The 19148-nt window shown below is 74.2% G+C and carries 19 protein-coding genes; 11 read left to right on the top strand and 8 right to left on the bottom strand.

The features are described from left to right. Positions 1 to 36: 36 nt before the first annotated feature. The 3 genes from BLS67_RS04900 to BLS67_RS04890 all read right to left on the bottom strand — a co-directional run bounded on the left by BLS67_RS04900 (position 37) and on the right by BLS67_RS04890 (position 2842). On the bottom strand, positions 37 to 1200 hold the full coding sequence (locus BLS67_RS04900) for an RNA polymerase sigma factor (protein WP_091240825.1): 1164 nt from the start codon (positions 1198 to 1200) through the stop codon (positions 37 to 39). Between the two features lie 226 nt (positions 1201 to 1426). Next, entirely contained in the window at positions 1427 to 2425 is a 999-nt protein-coding gene (locus BLS67_RS04895) for an aldo/keto reductase (protein WP_091240823.1), read from the bottom strand. Between the two features lie 45 nt (positions 2426 to 2470). Beyond that, positions 2471 to 2842, bottom strand: a complete 372-nt coding sequence (locus BLS67_RS04890; RefSeq protein ID WP_242653836.1) for a MerR family transcriptional regulator — start codon at positions 2840 to 2842, stop codon at positions 2471 to 2473. A gap of 46 nt (positions 2843 to 2888) precedes the next feature. Here BLS67_RS04890 and BLS67_RS04885 point away from each other — a divergent pair, with 46 nt between their 5' ends. Together BLS67_RS04885 and BLS67_RS04880 are read left to right on the top strand one after the other, a co-directional pair. Then, the gene (locus BLS67_RS04885) at positions 2889 to 3665 is read left to right on the top strand and encodes a thioesterase family protein (RefSeq protein WP_165617471.1); all 777 of its coding nucleotides are present in this window, start codon (positions 2889 to 2891) and stop codon (positions 3663 to 3665) included. A gap of 15 nt (positions 3666 to 3680) precedes the next feature. Beyond that, a complete protein-coding gene (locus BLS67_RS04880; RefSeq protein ID WP_207500298.1) occupies positions 3681 to 4634 on the top strand; it encodes an SDR family oxidoreductase in 954 nt (317 codons plus the stop codon). Here the strand turns inward: BLS67_RS04880 and BLS67_RS04875 are convergent. The 3 genes from BLS67_RS04875 to BLS67_RS04865 form a co-directional block, all read right to left on the bottom strand. Next, a complete protein-coding gene (locus tag BLS67_RS04875; RefSeq protein WP_091240808.1) occupies positions 4625 to 5875 on the bottom strand; it encodes a DUF2252 domain-containing protein in 1251 nt (416 codons plus the stop codon). The genes BLS67_RS04880 and BLS67_RS04875 overlap by 10 nt on opposite strands. Positions 5876 to 6098: 223 nt before the next feature. Continuing rightward, positions 6099 to 6917 (bottom strand): IclR family transcriptional regulator domain-containing protein, encoded by an 819-nt coding sequence (locus tag BLS67_RS04870; RefSeq protein WP_091240805.1) that lies wholly within the window; start codon positions 6915 to 6917, stop codon positions 6099 to 6101. After that, positions 6917 to 8374, bottom strand: coding sequence for an amidohydrolase family protein (locus BLS67_RS04865; RefSeq protein WP_091240802.1), 1458 nt, complete (start codon positions 8372 to 8374; stop codon positions 6917 to 6919). The genes BLS67_RS04870 and BLS67_RS04865 overlap by 1 nt, the downstream gene beginning before the upstream one ends. 186 nt (positions 8375 to 8560) lie before the next feature. Here BLS67_RS04865 and BLS67_RS04860 point away from each other — a divergent pair, with 186 nt between their 5' ends. From BLS67_RS04860 to BLS67_RS04845, 4 genes are read left to right on the top strand one after another with little or no spacing between them, the layout of a single operon-like run. Continuing rightward, entirely contained in the window at positions 8561 to 9709 is a 1149-nt protein-coding gene (locus tag BLS67_RS04860) for a CaiB/BaiF CoA transferase family protein (protein WP_091240799.1), read from the top strand. Then, positions 9706 to 10518 carry a citryl-CoA lyase gene (locus BLS67_RS04855; protein WP_091240795.1) on the top strand — a complete coding sequence of 271 codons (813 nt, stop codon included), beginning with the start codon at positions 9706 to 9708 and terminating at the stop codon, positions 10516 to 10518. Before BLS67_RS04860 ends, BLS67_RS04855 begins: the two co-directional genes overlap by 4 nt. Continuing rightward, entirely contained in the window at positions 10511 to 11395 is an 885-nt protein-coding gene (locus BLS67_RS04850) for a DODA-type extradiol aromatic ring-opening family dioxygenase (RefSeq protein ID WP_091240791.1), read from the top strand. The genes BLS67_RS04855 and BLS67_RS04850 overlap by 8 nt, the downstream gene beginning before the upstream one ends. Continuing rightward, a complete protein-coding gene (locus BLS67_RS04845; RefSeq protein ID WP_091240787.1) occupies positions 11392 to 11751 on the top strand; it encodes a hypothetical protein in 360 nt (119 codons plus the stop codon). Before BLS67_RS04850 ends, BLS67_RS04845 begins: the two co-directional genes overlap by 4 nt. On the opposite strand, the gene BLS67_RS04840 is transcribed toward BLS67_RS04845, so the two are convergent. Beyond that, complete coding sequence (locus BLS67_RS04840) at positions 11748 to 12743, bottom strand: intradiol ring-cleavage dioxygenase (protein ID WP_091240783.1); 996 nt, start codon at positions 12741 to 12743, stop codon at positions 11748 to 11750. The two genes, BLS67_RS04845 and BLS67_RS04840, sit on opposite strands and share 4 nt — an antisense overlap. 126 nt (positions 12744 to 12869) lie before the next feature. Between BLS67_RS04840 and BLS67_RS04835 the strand changes: the two genes are divergently transcribed. From BLS67_RS04835 to BLS67_RS04815, 5 genes are all read left to right on the top strand, one after another. After that, positions 12870 to 14522: a bifunctional 3'-5' exonuclease/DNA polymerase gene (locus tag BLS67_RS04835; RefSeq protein WP_242653835.1), complete on the top strand. Its 1653-nt coding sequence runs from the start codon at positions 12870 to 12872 to the stop codon at positions 14520 to 14522. A gap of 9 nt (positions 14523 to 14531) precedes the next feature. Continuing rightward, the gene (locus BLS67_RS04830; protein WP_091240779.1) at positions 14532 to 15725 is read left to right on the top strand and encodes a PucR family transcriptional regulator; all 1194 of its coding nucleotides are present in this window, start codon (positions 14532 to 14534) and stop codon (positions 15723 to 15725) included. Positions 15726 to 15810: 85 nt separating this feature from the next. Then, positions 15811 to 16668 (top strand): alpha/beta fold hydrolase, encoded by an 858-nt coding sequence (locus tag BLS67_RS04825; RefSeq protein WP_165617472.1) that lies wholly within the window; start codon positions 15811 to 15813, stop codon positions 16666 to 16668. Beyond that, a complete protein-coding gene (locus BLS67_RS04820) occupies positions 16661 to 17464 on the top strand; it encodes an SDR family NAD(P)-dependent oxidoreductase (protein ID WP_091240772.1) in 804 nt (267 codons plus the stop codon). Before BLS67_RS04825 ends, BLS67_RS04820 begins: the two co-directional genes overlap by 8 nt. 21 nt (positions 17465 to 17485) lie before the next feature. Next, on the top strand, positions 17486 to 18064 hold the full coding sequence (locus BLS67_RS04815; protein WP_091240768.1) for a DUF1349 domain-containing protein: 579 nt from the start codon (positions 17486 to 17488) through the stop codon (positions 18062 to 18064). A 75-nt stretch (positions 18065 to 18139) separates the two neighbouring features. Here BLS67_RS04815 and BLS67_RS04810 read toward each other — a convergent pair. Next, positions 18140 to 19148, bottom strand: a 1009-nt coding sequence (locus BLS67_RS04810) for an HNH endonuclease signature motif containing protein (protein ID WP_207500296.1), incomplete at its 5' end; no start/stop codon positions are given.

Here is a 19148-nt window from a genome sequence, read left to right as displayed (position 1 = left end):
AGCTCGCGAGTGGTGGGGGGCGAGGGGGTCCTTCTGTCAGTCGAGGTAGTCGCGCAGGACCTGCGAGCGCGACGGGTGGCGCAGCTTCGACATCGTCTTGGACTCGATCTGCCGGATCCGCTCGCGGGTCACGCCGTAGACCTGGCCGATCTCGTCCAGCGTCCGCGGGGTGCCGTCGCTGAGGCCGAAGCGCAGCCGGACGACGCCGGCCTCGCGCTCGCTCAGCGTCTGCAGCACCGAGGTCAGCTGCTCCTGCATGAAGCCGTAGGACACGGCCTCGACGGCCACGACGGCCTCGGAGTCCTCGATGAAGTCGCCGAGCTGGCTGTCGCCCTCGTCGCCGATGGTCTGGTCCAGCGAGATGGGCTCCCGGGCGTACTGCTGGATCTCCAGCACCTTGTCCGGGGTGATGTCCATCTCCTTGGCCAGCTCCTCCGGGGTGGCCTCTCGGCCCAGCTCCTGGAGCAGCTCGCGCTGGATGCGGCCCAGCTTGTTGATGACCTCGACCATGTGCACCGGGATGCGGATGGTGCGCGCCTGGTCGGCCATGGCGCGGGTGATCGCCTGGCGGATCCACCACGTGGCGTAGGTCGAGAACTTGAAGCCCTTGGTGTAGTCGAACTTCTCGACCGCACGGATCAGGCCCAGGTTGCCCTCCTGGATCAGGTCCAGGAAGGCCATGCCGCGGCCGGTGTACCGCTTGGCCAGCGACACGACCAGGCGGAGGTTGGCCTCGAGCAGGTGGGTCTTGGCGCGCTCGCCGTCGCGGACGACCCAGTTGAGGTCGCGGCGCATGGTGGGCGTGAACTTCGCGTCGCTCTCGGCGAGCTTGTGCGCGGCGTAGAGCCCGGCCTCGACGCGGCGGGCGAGGTCGACCTCCTGCTCGGCGGTCAGCAGCGCGACGCGGCCGATCAGCTTGAGGTAGGCGCGGACGGCGTCGGTCGAGGTGGCCAGCTCGGCGTCCTTGCGGGCCTTCTGCAGGGCGAGCGACTCCTCCTCGTCCCACTCGAAGGACGTCGAGGCGGCAGCCGGGACGGCCGGCTCGTCCGCGACGTCGGTGTCGTCGTCGAGCTCGGCGTCGGCATCGGGCGCCGGGGCGATCTGCACCGACTCGCCGTCGGCGGACCGGGCCTTGCGGGCGCCCGCGGCGGCCTTCTTGCGAGGGGTCTTGGTGGTGCTGTCGGCGACTGTCGTGCTCATCTCGCCTCTCCTGAGGATGTCGTGCGGCGTCGCGAGGACACGAGGTCCTGGCGGAGAGGCCGCCCACGGATGGGCGGCACAGGCCGCCCACGGTGAGGGACGGGTGGTCGGGGCCGGGCGCCTGACGCATCGGCCTCCGACATTCTAGTCCTGATGGGCACCGAGGGGGGTGACGGCGGGTACCCGTGGGAGGGAAATGCACACCTCGGGCACCCGCCGGACCGGCTCAGCGGTCGATCGAGCTCATGTCCCCGTAGCGCTCACCCTGCACGGCATCCCGCGGGACGGCCGCCGACAGCCGGGCCAGCGCGGCGTCGTCCAGGTCGACGCCGGCCGCGGCGACGTTCTCCTCCAGGTACCGCACCCGCTTGGTGCCGGGGATGGGGACGACGTCCTCCCCCTGGGCCAGCACCCAGGCCAGCGCGAGCTGCCCCGGGGTGCAGCCGATCTCGGCGGCCAGCTCGCGCACCCGCTCGACCAGCACCAGGTTGGCCGCCAGCGCCTCGCCCTGGAAGCGGGGGAAGTACCCGCTGGCCCGGCTGTCGCCCTGGTCCGGGGTCTGCGTCACGGCACCGGTGAGCAGGCCGCGGCCCAGCGGCGAGTAGGGCACCAGGCCGATGCCCAGCTCACGGAGCACCGGCAGGACGTCGTCCTCGAGGTCGCGGGTGAACAGCGAGTACTCGGTCTGCACGGCGGTGATCGGGTGGACGGCGTGCGCCCGGCGGATCGTCTCGGACGAGGCCTCGCTCAACCCCAGGAAGCGCACCTTGCCGGCCGCGACCAGCTCGGCCATGGCACCGACGGTGTCCTCGATCGGCACCGTGGGGTCGACCCGGTGCTGGTAGTACAGGTCGATGGTCTCGACGCCCAGCCGCTGCAGCGAGGCGTCGCAGGCCGAGCGCACGTAGTCCGGCGAGCCGTCGATGCCCAGCCGCGAACCGTCCTCGCCGCGCTTGTTGCCGAACTTGGTGGCCAGCTGCACGTCGTCGCGGCGGCCGGCGATCGCCCGCCCGACCAGCTTCTCGTTGGTGAAGGGCCCGTACATGTCGGCGGTGTCCAGGAAGGTGACGCCGAGGTCGAGCGCGCGGGCGATGGTGTCCAGCCCGGACTGCTCGTCGGGGGCGCCGTAGAACTCGCTCATGCCCATGCAGCCCAGACCCATCGTCGAGACGGTGAGGGCGGCGGGGCCGGAGCCGAGGGTGCGGGTGGTCAGCGGTGCGGTCATGGGGACCAGCGAACTCCTTCGAGCGCACTCGAAGTCAACTCGAGGTCACACGGTCCCCTCGTACAGCCCGATCTTGTGGTCGATGGCGGCCAGGTGGGCCGCGGTGGCGTCCAGCTCGGCCTGGACCCGGGCCCGGTGGGCGCGCAGCAGCTGGAGGCGCTCGGCCTCGGAGCCCGCGCCGGACCGCACCAGCGCCGCGTAGCGCCGCACGTCGCGGATCGGCATGCCGGTGGCCCGCAGCCGGGTGACCATCGCGATCCACTCGAGGTCGCGGTCGGTGTAGCGCCGCCGGCCCCCGGCGTCGCGGTCGACCTCGCCCAGCAGCAGCCCGTCGCGCTCGTAGTACCGGAGGGTGTGGGTGGTGAGGCCGGTGCGCTCGGCCACCTCGGCGATGCCCAGGGCGGGGACGGTGGTCACGGGCCCCAGTGTGGCCCTGCCGCGGGCCCGGGCAGGATCGGGCGGTGTGGCGTACTTCGAGCGGTTGACCAGCACCCCGGACGGCGGCGGGCGGTTCCGCGCGACCGAGCACACCGGGGGCGGCTGGAACCCGGCCGAGCAGCACATCGCGCCCACCGTGGGCCTGGTGGCGCACTGCCTGCAGCGGGCCGCGGGCGGGGCGCCGGTGCAGCGGCTGGGCGTGGACATCCTCGGCACGATCGGCATCGACGAGGTCGACGTCGCGGTGCGCACCGTGCGGCCGGGCCGCACGATCGAGCTGGTCGAGGCGACCGTGTCGTGGGCCGGCCGCGACGTCGTCCGGGCGCGGGCGTGGCGGCTGGCCGGGTCCGACACCGCCGCGGTCGCCGGCACCGCGGAGCCGGCGCTGCCCGGCCGCGACGAGCTGACGCCGTGGGACATGAGCGTCGGTTGGCCCGGGGGCTACATCGCCTCGCTGGAGGTGCGGCACCGCGACGCCGGTCAGGGGCGCGCGCAGGCCTGGCTGCGGTCCCGCCAGGAACTGCTGGACGGCGAGGACGTCGGCGACCTCACCCGGTTCCTGCTGCTGGCCGACACCGCCAACGGCCTGGTGCAGGGCCCCGAGCGGCGGGGCTGGTTCTACCCGAACGTCGAGCTGACCGCGCACCTGTTCCGTGCACCGGTCGGGGCCTGGGTCGGCATGGACACCTCGGTGAGCTGGGGCCCGGGCGGGCACGGCCTGACCGCCACCGTGCTGCACGACGAGGCCGGCCCGGTGGGCCGGGTGGCCCAGCTGTGCACGCTGCGACCCCTGCCCGGCTGAGCGACCATGATCGGCATGCCCACCCTGACCCGCCTGGCCGACGCCTTCCTCGACCGTTCGGTGGTGCCCGGCTACAGCCGACTCGGGCCGGCGCTGCGGCAGCGGTGGTGGCCGGCCGACCCGGCACCGGGGTCGATGGCCGGACGCCGGGTGCTGGTCACCGGCGCCACCTCGGGCATCGGCACGGCGATCGCCGAGGGCCTGCTCGAGCTCGGGGCGACGGTGCACGTGCTGGGCCGCAACCGCACGAAGACCGACGACCTGGTGGCCCGGCTGGTCGCCGAGACCCCGGGCGCCGAGGTGGTGGCCGAGGTGTGCGACGTGGGCGACCTGGACGCCGTCCGCAGCTGGGCGCAGGGGTTCACCGAGCGGGTGGGCACGCTGCACGGGCTGGTGCACAACGCCGGCGCGCTGCCGCCCGAGCGCTCGGAGACCGCGCAGGGCCACGAGCTGACCCTGGCCGTCCACGTGCTGGGTCCGCACCTGATGACCGCGCTGCTGGCCGACGTCCTCGCACCCGACGCCGCCGTGGTGTGGATGTCCTCGGGCGGCATGTACGGCGCGGGTCTGCGCGACGACGACCTCGAGTTCACCGACGGCGAGTACAGCGGCGTGCGCGCCTACGCCCGCACCAAGCGCATGCAGGTGGTGCTGGCCGCCGAGTGGGCCCGCCGGCTGCCCGGCCGGCACGTGTACTCGACCCACCCCGGCTGGGTCGCCACCGACGGGGTCACGGCGTCCATCCCCGGGTTCGGCGCGCTCATGGGCCCCCTGCTGCGCACCCCGGCCGACGGTGCGGACACCACCGTGTGGCTGCTGGCCACCCGGCCGGCGTCCCGCTCGCCGCACTTCTGGCACGACCGGGCGCAGCGCCCCTCCACCCTGGGCTGGGAGCGCGGCCAGGACCCGCTGCGGGTGCGGCGGTTCCTCGACCAGGTCGCCGCCGACACCGGGGTCGCTCAGCGGTAGACGCGGTCGACCTGGGCGAAGGCGTGCAGGGCGTGGTCGGTCCGGAAGTGCGCGTGGTCGCGGCGCACCCGGTCGGCGGTCTCGTGGGCGAACTGCACCAGGTCGTCGACGAAGAGCTCGCGCGGACCCATCGCGGCCACCACGTCGGGCTCGACGTCGTGGTCGACCAGGCCGGCCTCGTCCGACAGCGCGTGCGCCTGGGCGAGGACGGCGCCGCAGGTGTGCGCGTACTCCCGCCACCCCGCCGCGGACAGCTCGGTCAGCTCGACCTCGTCCTTGTACGGGGACCGCTCGCGGACCATGAAGCTGGTGCCGTCCAGGTCGACCGCGCCGAAGAAGGCGTCGCCGCCGACCAGCTGCACCCGCTGGGCGTGGCTCACCCGCTCGGCCTCCCCGACCAGCTCGAACTCCGAGGGCGGCACCAGGCCGCGCAGCGCCGAGCGACGGGCCTGCTTGAACTCCAGCACCAGGTCGTCGGTCGCGTCGCCGGCCGGGCCCTCGACGAGCACGTAGTAGCGCTGCAGACCGAGGGAGGCCACGCCCTGGCCGTGCCGGGCGCAGACGTCCTTGACCCGCATCTGCCCGGCCCGGGCCGGCGGGACCAGCTCGTTGACCTCGACGTAGCGGTGCACCGCGGCCTGGAACTCCGGCACCCGGCTGGTCAGCGGCTCCAGCTTCGTCGACGCGCGGAACCCCCGGCCGGCCTCGTCCAGGTACTTCTTCGCCAGCCAGCGCGAGCGGGAGCGGTCCGCCGACCGCTGCAGCACCGCCCGCACGATCGGCGGGGCGTCGGCCAGGCCCATCTGCCCGGCCGTCACGTCGAGCTCACCGGCGTACCGGTGGGTGGCGTCGACGTAGCCGTCCAGGAACGCCCGGACCACGCGGTCCTGCTTCGAGGCCGACAGGCCGCCGTCCTCCTCCGCCCCGAGCAGGAAGCCGACGACACCGCGCTTGAGGTCCCAGGTGAAGGGCGCGTAGAAGGCCTCGTCGAAGTCGTTCACCCCGAACACGGGGACGTCGTCGGCGTTGGGCATGACCCCGAAGTTGCCCGGGTGCACGTCGCCGAGGGTCAGCACGGTCGGCATCCAGCCGTCCTCGCCGACCATGTCGCGGTAGAACAGCAGGCAGGAGCCGCGGAAGAAGCTGTAGGTGGAGCGGGCCATCTCGTCGAACTTGGCCTGCGCGTCGGCGGCCCGGGTGACGATCCGGTTCTCGTGGTCCTCGCGGATGGTCTGCCGCACGTGGAGCGCCGGTCCTGCCCGGTGAGCATGCGCGGCAGCAGGACCATGCTGCCCGCCGCGCGGGCCTCCGCCATCGCGGTGAACGCCTCGGTGCGGTTGCCGACGACCGTGGGCCGGCCCTCGTCGTCGGTGGTGGAGCCGGGGCCGCGGGTGGGTACCGGGCGGGGCGGGGAGCTGTCCACCGCGACACCTTCTCCCGCCGGGACGCGGGGCGCGCCGGGGTTCAGGCGGTGCGCGGGCGGGCGGCCACCTCCACGTGCGGCCGGCGCTGCCACGCCGCCCAGTCGCCGCTGATCTGGCCCGCCGCACGCAGCAGCAGCGGCAGGTGGTCCTCCAGCAGGGTCTCCCGGCTGGTCTCGGCGGCGTGCACCGTGACGTTGGCGGCCGCGCGCACCGTGCCCGTGCCGTCGCGCACCGGGACGGCGACCGACCGCACGCCGGGCGCCAGCTCCTCGTCGGCCAGCGCCCAGCCGCGCGCCCGCACCTCGGTCAGCTCGTCGTGCAGCTGCTCCGTCGTCCGGCCGATGTACCGGGGCAACCCCGACCGCGACGGCTCGGCCAGCACCGCGGCCAGCTCGTCGGGCACCAGGGCGGCGAGCAGCACCTTGCCCTGGGAGGTCTGCACCGCCGGGAAGCGGGTGCCGATCTCGACCCGGAGCGTGATCAGCTTCGGGACGGCGACCCGGGCGACGTAGACGATGTCCGACCCGTCCAGCTGCGCCATCGACGAGGACTCCCCCGTGCGCGCGACCAGCGCCTCCAGGTGCGGCCGGGCGATGTCCCACAGCCCCAACGAGCCCACGTAGGCCATGCCGAGGTCGAGCACCTTGGGGGTGAGCGCGTAGCGGCTCGGCCCGGCCGCCACGTAGCCGAGCTCCTCCAGGGTGAGCAGCAGCCGGCGGGCGGTGGGCCGGGCCAGGTCGGTGGCGGCGGCCACCTGGCTCAGCGTCATCGTCGGGCGGTCGGCGGTGAACGCGGTGAGCACCTCCAGCCCGCGGGCCAGCGCTTCGACGAAGTCCGGCCCACGCCCGCGGCCGGCCATCAGTCGCCGAACAGCGAGCCCCGGGCGCCGTGGGTGTCCTCGCTCTTGTAGTCGGTGTAGGTGTAGGGATTGTCGAGCACGTCGTCGCCGTCCTCGGGCATCGCCGGGTTCATGCCGGCCTGCCACGTCTCCTCGCCCATGGCCCCGCGCAGGTGCTCGACGGTGCTCTCGACGGCCGACCGCACCGCGGTGCCGTCGTAGCCCACGAGCCGGCCCTCGCTCTTCACGACCCGGCCGCCGACCAGCACGGTGTGCACGTCGCCGCGCTGGGCCTGGAAGGCCACGTGGCCGTAGGGGTTCAGCAGCGGGAACGACACCGGCGAGGAGTCGTTCTTGATCAGCACGACGTCGGCGGTCTTGCCCGGCTCGAGCGAGCCCAGGTCGTCGCGGCCCAGCGCGCGGGCGCCGCCGCGGGTGGCCCAGTCGACGACCTGCTCGGCCCGCAGGTGGACCTGGGTGACGGTGTTGCCCTCGACGTGGGCCTCGAGGTGCTCGCGCGAGCGGTCGGCGCCCAGCGTGGTGCGCATGGCGGAGAACAGGTCGGCCGACCACCACACGCTGGTGTCCATCGACAGCGACACCGGGATGCCGTGCTTGCGCACCTGCCAGGTGGGCGGGTAGCCCTGCCCGGCGCTCTGCTCGCTCTCGGTGGACACCGAGACCGAACCGCCGGTGGCGGCGATCCGCTGGTAGCTGTCGGTGCTCAGCGAGGCGGCGTGCACGTAGACCGTCTCGGGGGTCATGAACCCGGCGTCGTGCATGAGCTGGATCGAGGCGTCGGACGTCGCGCCCCACACCCCGGCGTGCGTGGTCACCGGCAGGCCGAGCTCGCGGGCGACCTCGAAGGCGGCCTTCTCCGGGAACGCCGGGTCGCCGGTGACGTCGAAGGCCAGCTGCAGGCCGAGCCTGCCCTCGTCGGCGCGCCGCTCCAGGAACGCCTGCACGGCCGGGTCGGCGGTCCACTCCCAGGGCCCGGCCTGGATGTTGCCGTAGGCCAGGACGAACCGGCCGGGGACGGCGAGCAGGGCGTCGGCGGCGGCCTCGGCGTGGTCGACGCTCTGCAGCCCGTGGCTCCAGTCGACCGTGGTGGTGACGCCGGCCTCCAGGCCCTCCCACGCGCTCAGCAGGTTGCCGGCGTGCACGTCCTCGGGGCGGAAGGTCTTGCCGTGCTCGAGGTAGTACCAGACGAAGTACTGGGTGAGGGTCCAGTCGGCGCCGTAGCCGCGCATCGCGGTCTGCCACATGTGCCGGTGGGTGTCGACCATCCCGGGCATGACGACGCCGCCGGTGGCGTCGACCTCCTGGGTGCCCTCGGGGACGTCGAGGTGCGCACCGACCGCGGCGACCTTCCCGTCCACCACGAGGACGTCGCCCTGCGGGAGGACGGTGTGCGCGTCGTCCATGGTCAGCACGGTGCCGCCGCGGAGGACCACGGGCCGGGCGTCGGGGGTGGACATCATCGTCTCCTCGGGAATGCAGCGGACAGGTGTCCGCAGAACGGTCTGCGCCACCTTGGTCGTGACGCGCACCACCTGTCAAGAGGTCCGTGCGGTCGGTTGACAGCCCGGTCCTCGCGTGGTGAGACTGCGATGCCGATCACCACGGACAGCTGTCCGAGCAGACCGAGGAGTGCCACCCCCCTGATGACCGATCCCGCGCCGTCCGGCCCGCTCGCCGGCCTCCTGGTCGCCGACTTCTCCCGCATCCTGGCCGGCCCCTACGCCACGATGCTGCTGGCCGACCTGGGTGCAGAGGTGGTCAAGGTCGAGGGCCCCGGCGGCGACGACACCCGCACCTGGGCGCCGCCCGTGCGCGACGACGTCGCCACCTACTACCTGGGCGTGAACCGGAACAAGCGCTCGGTCGCCCTGGACCTCAAGGACCCCACCGACGTGGCCGCCGCGCAGGAGCTGGCCCGCCGCGCCGACGTCGTGGTGGAGAACTTCAAGCCCGGCGGCCTGGCCCGCTTCGGCCTGGACTACGACACCGTCGCCGCCACGAACCCGCGGATCGTCTACGCCTCGATCTCCGGCTTCGGCAGCGGCCCGGGCGGCGCCGCGCTGCCCGGCTACGACCTGATCGTGCAGGCCATCTCCGGCCTGATGAGCCTCACCGGGCCCACCGACGGCGAGCCCTACCGCGCCGGCGTCGCGGTGTTCGACGTGATGGCGGGGCTGCACGCCACCATCGGGGTCCTGTCCGCGCTGAACCTGCGGCACGAGACCGGCGTCGGGCAGCACGTCGAGGTCAACCTGCTGTCCTCCGCGCTGAGCGGCATGGTCAACCAGACGTCGGCCGCCGTGGCCGGCGAGACGGTGCCCTTCCGCATGGGCAACAGCCACCCGTCGCTGTTCCCCTACGAGCCGCTGCAGTGCGCCGACGGCGAGCTGATCATCACCGCCGGCAACAACGGCCAGTTCCGCAAGCTGGTCGAGGTGCTCGGCGTCCCCGAGCTCGCCGACGACCCCCGGTTCGCCCGCAACGAGGACCGCACCGCGAACCGCGACGAGCTCCGACCACTGCTGGTGGAGCAGCTCGCGCGCAAGGGCAAGCAGGAGTGGTTCCGCGAGATCATCGCCGCCGGGGTGCCGTGCGGGCCGATCAACACCGTCGACGCCGGGGTCGCCTTCGCCGAGGAGGTGGGGCTGGACCCCGTCGTCCGGGTCGGCGGCATCCCCTCCATCCGCAACCCGATCACCTTCTCGGCCACGGCCGCCTCCTACCGGCTCCCCCCGCCCGGGCTGGACGAGCACGGCGACGAGATCCGCACCTGGCTGGCGGGGCCGGCATGACCGAATCGCGGCGGTACGAGACGGCGCTGGGCGCCTCCACCCGCGACACGATCACCTTGCTGGGCACCGACCTGGCCCGCGACGTCATGGGCACCGTCGGGTTCGGCGAGCTGGCGTTCTGGCTGGCCACCCAGCGCCGGCCCTCCCCCGGCGAGACCCGGGTGTTCGAGGCCGTGCTGGCCGCGCTGGCCGACCACGGCTTCACCCCCACGGCGATCGTCACCCGGCTGACCTACCTCTCCGCCCCGGACTCCGTGCAGGGTGCGCTGGCCGCCGGCCTGCTGGGCGGCGGCTCCCGGTTCCTCGGCGTCACCGAGGACTGCGGCCGGTTCCTGGACGACGTCCTGGTCGCGGCCGACGAGCTGCCCACCGACGACGCCGGTTGGGACGCCCTCGCGCTGGCCACAGTGCAGCGCGAGCGCGAGGCGAGACGGTTCGTGCCGGGCCTGGGCCACCACGTGCACAAGGACGGCGACCCGCGCACCCCCCGGCTGTTCGAGATCGCGACCGAGGAGGGCCTGGTCGGCCCGCACCTGTCGCTGTTCGCCGCCATCGGCCGGGTGCACCCCCAGGTGCTCGGCAAGACCCTGCCGCTCAACGGCGCCGGCGTCTGCGGCGCGGCGCTGGCCGACCTGGGCCTGCCGCTGGAGCTGCTGCGCGGGTTCGCCCTGCTGGCCCGCACCGCCGGGCTGATCGGCCAGTTGGCCGAGGAGCTGCGGCACCCCGTGGCCAACGACGTCTTCCTGTCCGTCGACCTGAACAACCGCTCGGTCGACCCCGACCCGTACGAGAGGGGCCCCCGTGGCTGAGGTCTGCGCCGTCGTCGCGTCCACCCACCACCCGTTCTACTACAAGACCTCGACCATGCCCGAGGCCGAGCGGCCGCCGTTCGCGGCCGAGTGGATCGCCAAGATCGAGTCGTTCCGGGAGACGCTGACCGCGGCCCGGCCCGACGTCCTGGTGATGGTCGGCAGCGACCACTTCCACCAGCTGTGGCTGGACAACATGCCGCAGTTCCTGGTCGGCAAGGCGCCGTTCTTCGACGCCAACTGGCACAACGAGGAGCGGGAGTTCGGGCTGCCGCGGATGCGGTTGACCGGGCAGGAGGAGCTCGCGGCGCACCTGCTGCGCGACGGCCTGGACCGGGACTTCGACCTGGCCTTCTCCAACGAGCTGCGGATCGACCACAGCATCACCTGCCCGATCATCACGCTGCGGCCCGAGGCCGACCTGCCGATCGTGCCGGTCTACACCAACATCTTCGCCCCGCCGCTCCCCCAGCCCCGCCGGTTCGTGGCGCTCGGCCGGGCGATCCGCGAGATGGTCGAGTCGTGGGAGTCCGACCTGCGGGTGGCGATCATCGGCACCGGGCACCTGTCGCTGGAGCTGGGCGGGCCCCGCCAGTTCGGCCCCACCGGCCCGGATCCCGTGTTCGACCGCAAGGCCGTCGACTGGATCGCCTCCGGTGACATCGAGGGCTGCCTGGCCGAGGTCAGCCTGGACAGCCTGCACGCGCCGGGGAACGCCACCCACGGGTTCATGGACTTCATGCTGATGATGGGCGCGGCCGGCGACGGCGTGCCGGCGGACTTCGTGGAGACGGTGGACCTGTTCCACACCATGGAGGCCTACTTCACCTGGTACCCCGGAGGTCGGGTTCCGGGTCGGGCGGAGGAGACATCGTGAGCAAGTACCTGGTCGACAAGTTCCTCTACTCGGTGGACCGCGACCCCGAGCTCACCGAGCGGTACCGCGAGGACCCCGTCGAGCTGGTCGCCTGGTGGGAGGCGAACCTGGCCGGGTCGCTGCTGAACTGCATCCCGGCCGAGCAGACCACCTGGCTGGCGTTCACCGACGAGGAGCGCCGAGCACTGGCCGAGCACGACCACGTGGCCCTGTTCGGCATGGGAGCGCACCCGTTCCTCACGCTGACGCTGTTCATCGCCCTCTTCGAGCGCGACCACGGGCCGATGGAGTACCAGCTGGCGTACGCCCGGGCGCTGGACCACGTGACCCAGCCCTACCCGGACATCGCCACCTAGCTCGTCGGCGGTGCACCACCGGGGGCACCGGACGGCGGGGTGCCGCCACCGCCGGGGCCACCCGCACCACCACCACCGCCGCCGGCCGGGGCCGAACCGCCGCCACCGGCCGCGGTGGTGGTGTCCACCCCGACGTCCATGGCCACGGCCAAGCCCGCGGACACGTCGCCGGTGATGGTCGGGGTCTCCAGCTCCGACCCGTCGGAGAACACGTTGTCGGTGGCCAGGCTGATCTGGCCGAGGTTGGTCACCGACTGCTCGTAGCCGCTGGTCGCGTAGACGGTCTCGCAGACGTCCTGCAGCAGGGCGACCTGCGACGTGGCGATCGCGGCGGTCGAGTCGGTGATCGAGTCGACGTCCGGGTAGACCTCGAAGTGGATGTGCGGCCAGCGGCCGGAGTAGCAGGCCGGGAAGATGCTGGTGAAGGTGACCTGCCCGTCGGCGTCGGCCACCTGGACCCCGCGCAGGTAGTTCTCCTCGGTGATGCCCTGGGAGTAGAGGGAGTAGTTCCCGTCCCGGTCGCAGTGCCAGACGTAGACGGCGGCGCCCTCGAACGGCACGCCGTTCGCCAGGTCCTGCACGATCAGCGTGAGGGTCATCGGCACGCCCTCGGCGGTGCCCGACGCCGAGCCGAAGCTGCTGCGGATGTCGGAGCGGACGATGCCGCTCTCGGTCAGCACGTTCGCCCCGTTCGACCCGTCGCCCGGGTACGGCCCGGCGGTCTCCTCGGGGATCTCCCCGCTCGACGTCGCCGCGGCACCGGTCGTCGTGCCGGCCGCGGAGGTGGCCGTGGCGGACGCCGCCGTGGAGGTGCTGGAGGTGCCGCCGCAGGCGGCCAGGCCGACGGTGGCCGCGCCGACCCCGAGGAACCCCAGCACCCGGCGGCGGGTCACCAGCGTGCCCAGGTCGAACTGCAGGCCCTGGTCGACGACCTCCTCGTCGGGCCGGGCCAGGGGGCGGCCCTCGTAGGTCGGTGTCCGGTCGCTGCGCATGTGTCTCCTTCTCCCGCGTGCGGTGTCGGGACGACGGTGCGGCACCGCGCCCTGCGCGCGGGCAGCGACACCTGTGGCCTCGCTGTGCACCGCGTCGTCGTCGTACCCCTGGACGACACTGGCCCGGTGCTGCGACCGGTCCTCCTCGTGCGTCGGGGGGACGACGTCGAGGCCCACGCCGACGCCGGGGTGACCGTCCTCCCGCGCGGTGAGCTCGCCGCCTGGGTCGTGGCGCGGGAGGTCGACCGGCCGCGCTGGGTGTGGGACGACACCACCCGCTGGTACCCGGAGCTGCTGGCCGCCGGGGTCCGGGTCGAGCGGTGCACCGACCTGCGGCTGGCCCACGCCGTCCTGCGCCGGTCCCCGCACGCCGACCAGGGGCTGCTGACCGGGCCCGACACCGAGGGGTGGGACGCCCTGGCGCCCGTGACGGCGTCCGAGCCGGCGCTGTTCGCCCTCGCCGACCCCGCCGACCTCCTCGACCCGGCGGCCGAGCTGGCCCGGCAGCAGGCGACGCTGGCCGCGAGTGCCGAGCGCGCGCGGCTGGGGCTGCTGGTGGCCGCCGAGTCGGCCGCGGGTCTGGTCGCCGCGGAGATGCAGCACGCCGGCATGCCGTGGCGGGCCGACGTCCACGACCGGTTGCTGACCGACCTGCTGGGCCCGCGTCCGGTGGCCGGTCAGCGCCCCGCCGAGCTCGAGCGGTTGCTGCCCGAGATCCGGGCCGCGTTCGGCCAACCGGCGATGAACCCCGACTCCCCCACCGGGTTGCTGGCCTCGCTGCAGGCCGCCGGGCTGGCGGTCACCGACACCCGGCAGTGGACCTTGGCCGAGCTCGAGCACCCGGGCATCGAACCGCTGCTGCGCTACAAGAAGCTGCTGCGGCTGATGCAGGCGAACGGGTGGGCGTGGCTGGACACCTGGGTGCGCGACGGCCGGTTCCGGCCGGTGTTCGTGCCCGGCGGGGTGGTCACCGGACGCTGGGCGGCCTCGGGCGGCGGTGCGCTCAGCGCGCCGGTGCAGCTGCGGCCGGCCGCCGTCGCCGACGAGGGCTGGCGGTTCGTGGTGGCCGACGTCGCGCAGCTCGAGCCCCGGGTGCTGGCCGGCATGAGCCGGGACACCGCGATGGCCGAGGCGGCCCGGGCCCGCGACCTGTACCAGGGGATGGTCGACAGCGGTGCCGTCGAGACCCGCAGCCAGGCCAAGCTGGGCATCCTCGGCGCGATGTACGGCGGCACCCGCGGCGAGAGCGGGGCCATGCTGCCCCGGCTCACCCGCGCCTACCCGGCCGCCGTCGGGCTGGTCGAGCAGGCGGCCCGGGCCGGTGAGCGCGGCGAGGTGGTGACCACGCTGCTCGGCCGGGGGTCGCCGCGCCCGGGGGCGTTCGGCGGGGGGTCCGACGACGCCGCTGCCGGCCGGGCCGCCGATGCCCGGCGGCGGGCGTGGGGCCGGTTCACCCGCAACTTCGTCGTGCAGGGCACCGGTGCCGAGTGGGCGTCGTGCTGGCTGGCCGACCTGCGCAACCGGTTGTGGCGGATCGGCGAGGGCGGCCTCACCGACCGGCCGCACCTGGTGTTCTTCCTGCACGACGAGGTGGTGGTGCACACCCCCGTCGGGCTCGCCGACGACGTGGTGAGCGCCGTCCGCGCGTCCGCCGTCGAGGCCGGCCGGTTGCTGTTCGGCGGCTTCCCCGTGGACTTCCCGCTCGACGTCGCGGTCGTCCGGTCGTGGGCGGACGCCGACGCCCCCGAGGACGACGGTGTCCCACCCGACGGGCCCTAGGATCCGCGCGTGCCCTCCGACCGGCTGCAGCAGCTGGTGGACTCCCTCGCCGAGCAGCTGCAGCGCTCCGTCGTCGTCGACGACCCGGAGGTCCGCCTGGTGGCCACCAGCCGGCACTTCGGCGACGAGGACGACGTCCGGGTGCGGGCGGTCCTGCAGCGGGACGCGGGCAGCGCAGCGGTGGCGCACGTGCTGGGCGCCGGGGTGGCCGGGTGGCCGCGGGCCGGCTGGATCCCGGCGCAGCCGGGCATCGGCATGCACCCGCGGTGGTGCGTGCCGCTGCGCTGGCGCGGTGAGCTGCTGGGCCTGCTCATGGTGATCGATGCCCGGACGGCGTTGGGCAACGCCGAGACCGGGCTGATCGACTCGGCGGCGCAGGAGCTGGCCGCCGTCCTCGCCGCGGACCGGCACGCCGCCGACGCCGCAACGCGTGCCCGGGAGGTCGCCGTGGCTGCTCTGCTGTCGACCGACCCGGTCGGCCGGGGGCGGGCGATCGCGGAGCTGGCCGGGACGGTGCCGGCCGATCGGCACGTGCGCGCCGTCGTGCTGGCGCTGCGCGGTGTGGCCGCCGACGACGCGGAGCAGGCGCAGGCCGCGGCCCGGCGCGGGCTCGCCACGCTGGGGTCACGGCCCGGGACGACGGTGCTGGCCACCGCCGGCCCGGCCGGCGGCACCGGGGTGCTGATCACCACCGGCCCCCTGGACGACGCCGTCGTCGCCGAGCTCGCTGCCCGGGCGGTGGCCGAGGCCGAAGCGGTGGCCGCCGGGCGGTTCGGCTGCGTGGCCGGCACGGGGCCGGCCGTCACGGGGCTCGCCGAGGCCCGGACCTCGTACCGGTTCGCCGAGCTGGCCACCCGCGCGGCGCCCCGGCTCGCCCCGGGTCCCGTGGTCGACGGCACCACGCTGGGGGTGCACGCCGTCCTGCTCCGGGTGCCGGCCGACGAGTGGGACGCGACCGCGCTGCCCCCCGAGCTGGTGGCGCTCCGGGCCGCCGACCCGCAGGGCCGGCTCACCACGACCCTGGCGGCCTGGCTGGACGCCGGCGGCAACGCGCCCGCCGCGGCCGACGCCCTGCACGTGCACCGGACGACGCTGCACTACCGGCTCGACCGCGTCCGCGAGGTGACCGGCGCCGACCTGGACGACGGCGCCACCCGGCTCCGGCTGCACCTGGGGCTGGCCGTGGCCGCGCTCATGGGCTGACTCCGACGCAGCGAGCAACCTGGACCACCGCTCTGCTCTCCCGGGCCATGGTGGTGCCGGTCATAACCGGTCGAGGATGGCGACCATGAGCACGTTCACCACCGCCGACGGCACCGACCTCGACTACCGGGACTCCGGGCCCACCGCCAGCGGCCGCACCCTCGTCCTGGTGCACGGCTGGTCGCAGTCCCGTTCCACCTGGGACCGGGTCACCCCCGCCCTCGCCGAGCACCACCGGGTGGTCAGCTACGACCAGCGGGGGCACGGGGAGTCCGGCAAGCCGGACCACGGCGCCCGGGTGGCCCGGTTGGCCGCCGACCTGGCCGAGCTCGTCGAGCACCTCGGGCTGACCTCGTACGACCTCGTCGGGCACTCGATGGGGGCCTCCGTCGCCTGGAGCCTCATCGACTCCCGGGGCACCGGGGCGCTGGACTCCCTGGTCGTGGTCGACCAGCCCAGCGCCTGCGTCGTCCTGCCGTGGATGACCGCCGAGGAGGGCGCCGCGGCCGGGGCGATCCTGGACTTCCCGAGCACCGAGGGTTTCGTCGGCGCCGTGGGCGCGGCCGACGCGACCGAGACGCGGCGGGCGTTCCTGGCCTCGATGCTGTCCGACGTGCTGCCCGAGGAGGACATGGCGTTCCTGTTCGGGGAGAACCTGCGCATGCCCGGGCCGTGGGGCGCCCGGCTGCTGCTGGACCACGCGATGCAGGACTGGCGCGACGTGCTGCCGCGGATCGACGTCCCCACGCTGGTGGTCGCCGGCGACGTGAGCCACGTGGCGCCGGCGTCCCAGGAGTGGACGGCGGCGCACATCCCCGGGGCGCAGCTGCGCACGTTCACGGCGGACGAGGGCGGGTCGCACTTCCCGTTCTTCGAGGGCCCCCAGCACTTCGCGCAGGTGCTGCTGGACTTCGTCGCCGGGACGCCGGGCCCGCGTGGCTGACCGGCGGCTGTCCGGGAAGGCCGCGATCGTCTTCGGCGGCGGCTTGAACACCGGGGGCCCGGCCGGGGTCAGCTCGATCGGGGCGACCACCGCGCGGACGTTCGCCCGGCACGGCGCCCAGGTGGTCGTCGTCGACGTGGACGACGCCGCGGCCGACCGCACGGTCGCGGCCATCACGGCCGACGGCGGGACGGCGGTGGCGCTGGTCGCCGACGTGACCGACCCGGAGCAGGTGCACCGGGTGGTGGGCGAGGCGGTGGACCACTGCGGGAGGTTGGACGTCGTGCAGAACACCGTGGGGGCGACCCGGTTGGGCGGGGTGGACGAGCTCACCCTGGCCGACTGGCACCGGACGCTGGCGCTGAACCTGGACAGCGTCTTCCTCGCGGCCCAGGCGACGCTGCCGCACCTGCTGGAGCGGGGCGGGTCGATGGTCAACGTGTCGTCGACGGCGTCCATCCGGTGGACCGGCTACCCGTACCCCGGGTACGCGGCGGCGAAGGCCGGGGTCAACCAGCTGACCCGGAGCCTGGCGCTGCAGTACGCCGACCGCGGGGTGCGGGTCAACGCCGTGCTGGCCGGGCTGATCGACACGCCGCTGGTGTACCAGCAGCTGGCCGGCGACTCGTCGGTCGAGCAGGTGCGGGCCGACCGGGACGCGCACAGCCCGACGGGCCGGATGGGAACCGCGCAGGACGTCGCCGACGCGGCGCTGTTCCTGGCCTCGGACGAGTCGCGCTACGTCACCGGGGTGCTGCTGCCGGTCGACGGCGGCCTGTCGGTGCGCGCGGCATGAGGCGCCGGACATGATGGACGGGTGATCGATCCCGCACTGCTGGCCGAGGCGAGCTGGACGACGCCGCCCGCGGCGGTCGAGCAGGAGGGCGGCCTGCGGGTGACCGCGGTCGAGGGCAGCGACGCCTGGCGGCACACCTCCTACGGCTTCGTGCACGACGACGCGCACGGTCTGCTGGCCCCCTTCGGCGCACGGGACGCCGTCGAGGTGAGCTTCCGCCTGGACTTCACCGAGCAGTTCGACCAGGCCGGGGTGCTGCTGCGCGCCTCGGCGTCGGAGTGGGTGAAGGCCGGCGTCGAGGTCTCGGACGGGGTGCCGCAGCTCGGGTGCGTCGTCACCCACGGCACGTCGGACTGGTCTGTCGCGCCCGTGCCGGACTGGGTGGGGCGGATCGTCACGGTGCGGGCCAGCCGGGACGGCGACGCGGTGACCGTCCGGGCCCGAGCCGACGACGAGGAGTTCCGGCTGGTGCGGGTCGCGCACGTGGACCCGGCGCTGCAGCTGGCCGCCGGCCCGTACTGCTGCGCCCCCACCCGCGCCGGCCTGACCGTCTCCTTCACCGCCTGGCGGCGCACCGCACCGGATCTCGCCCTCCACTGACGCCGGCCGTCCGCGTACGTGCGCGTGCAGCGATGCGGATGGCACTCCGGGTCTGGCCCCCGCCTGCCGGGGTGGTCAGAACGGCGGCCGGTCTCCGTCCGCAGAGGTGGTGTCCGGGTCCGGATCCGGGGCGTTCTCGTCCTCCACGACCTTGCCGGCCCCTCGCTCCGCGGCGGAGCGGCACGTCGCGGCAGCAAGTTCCGCTTCGATCTCGGCGGTGAGCCGAGCGCGTTCGGCGGCGGCGCGCCGTGTGGCGCGTTCCTCCGGGGTGGGTGAGCGGTAGCGCTTCGGGGTGGGGCCCAGGAGGTCGGTGAGGGTGTCGAGGTGGCTGGGTGTCGACATGTCGACCTCGGCGATGCGGTCGGGTCGGGTGGTGCGGGTGCGTCCGCCGGGTGGGGTGACGTGCAGCGTGCCGTCGGGGTCCATGGCGAAGTGCCAGCCGGGTGCGTGGGTCTTGAGCCGGTGGTGCCGGCGGCACAGGCACACCAGGTTCGTCACGCACGTCGGTCCACCGGCCGCCGGGTCGTCGTGGTCGTGGGCGGTGACGTGGTCGAGGTCGACGTACTCGGCGGGCCGGTGGCAGCCAGGGAACCGGCAGTGCTGGTCGCGGGCCTTGACGAAGCGGACCTGCTCGGCGCTGGGGCTGTACCGGTCGACGGCTGCGGGCGGACCGAGTCCGCTGCCGCGACGGAGGGCGGCGCGGGCCTGGGCGGGTGAGGTGAGGGCGCGCAGCCGACCGGTGGCATCGACGATCTCGAACCACACCTGCCCGCCGTCGACCCGCCCGCGGGGTGCGGTGACCAGCAGCGCCTCGTAGCGGGCCAGCAACTCGGCGACCGCCACCGGAGACACCGTCAGCCCACCGATGGACCCGATCCCCGACCCACCGGTCAGACCGGTGCCATCGATCTGGGCCGCGTCGTCGGGCATCGGTAAGACGTGGGACGAGTCGTCGGCTGGTGGGTTCTCGGTTGGTGCGACGGCTGTCGTCGGGTCACTCGGTGGGTTCGCCAGCGGGCCGAAGTGGTCGAGGTCGGCCAGGTCCACGCGCATGCGCAGGCTCCAGCGGGCGGCGGCGACCTCG

This window comes from Klenkia soli, from assembly GCF_900103975.1.
Taxonomy (GTDB): Bacteria; Actinomycetota; Actinomycetes; order Mycobacteriales; family Geodermatophilaceae; genus Klenkia; species Klenkia soli.
The sequence above is the reverse complement of the archived record's forward strand: the minus strand, read 5'-3'. Positions and strand labels throughout refer to the sequence as shown.

Bases quoted from the DNA above. Each gene is read 5' to 3' on its own strand.
- BLS67_RS04900 (WP_091240825.1), bottom strand. From the start codon at position 1,200: ATGAGCACGACAGTCGCCGACAGCACCACCAAGACCCCTCGCAAGAAG.
- BLS67_RS04895 (WP_091240823.1), bottom strand. From the start codon at position 2,425: ATGACCGCACCGCTGACCACCCGCACCCTCGGCTCCGGCCCCGCCGCC.
- BLS67_RS04880 (WP_207500298.1), top strand. From the start codon at position 3,681: ATGCCCACCCTGACCCGCCTGGCCGACGCCTTCCTCGACCGTTCGGTG.
- BLS67_RS04870 (WP_091240805.1), bottom strand. From the start codon at position 6,917: ATGGCCGGCCGCGGGCGTGGGCCGGACTTCGTCGAAGCGCTGGCCCGC.
- BLS67_RS04865 (WP_091240802.1), bottom strand. From the start codon at position 8,374: ATGTCCACCCCCGACGCCCGGCCCGTGGTCCTCCGCGGCGGCACCGTG.
- BLS67_RS04860 (WP_091240799.1), top strand. From the start codon at position 8,561: ATGACCGATCCCGCGCCGTCCGGCCCGCTCGCCGGCCTCCTGGTCGCC.
- BLS67_RS04855 (WP_091240795.1), top strand. From the start codon at position 9,706: ATGACCGAATCGCGGCGGTACGAGACGGCGCTGGGCGCCTCCACCCGC.
- BLS67_RS04840 (WP_091240783.1), bottom strand. From the start codon at position 12,743: ATGCGCAGCGACCGGACACCGACCTACGAGGGCCGCCCCCTGGCCCGG.
- BLS67_RS04825 (WP_165617472.1), top strand. From the start codon at position 15,811: ATGAGCACGTTCACCACCGCCGACGGCACCGACCTCGACTACCGGGAC.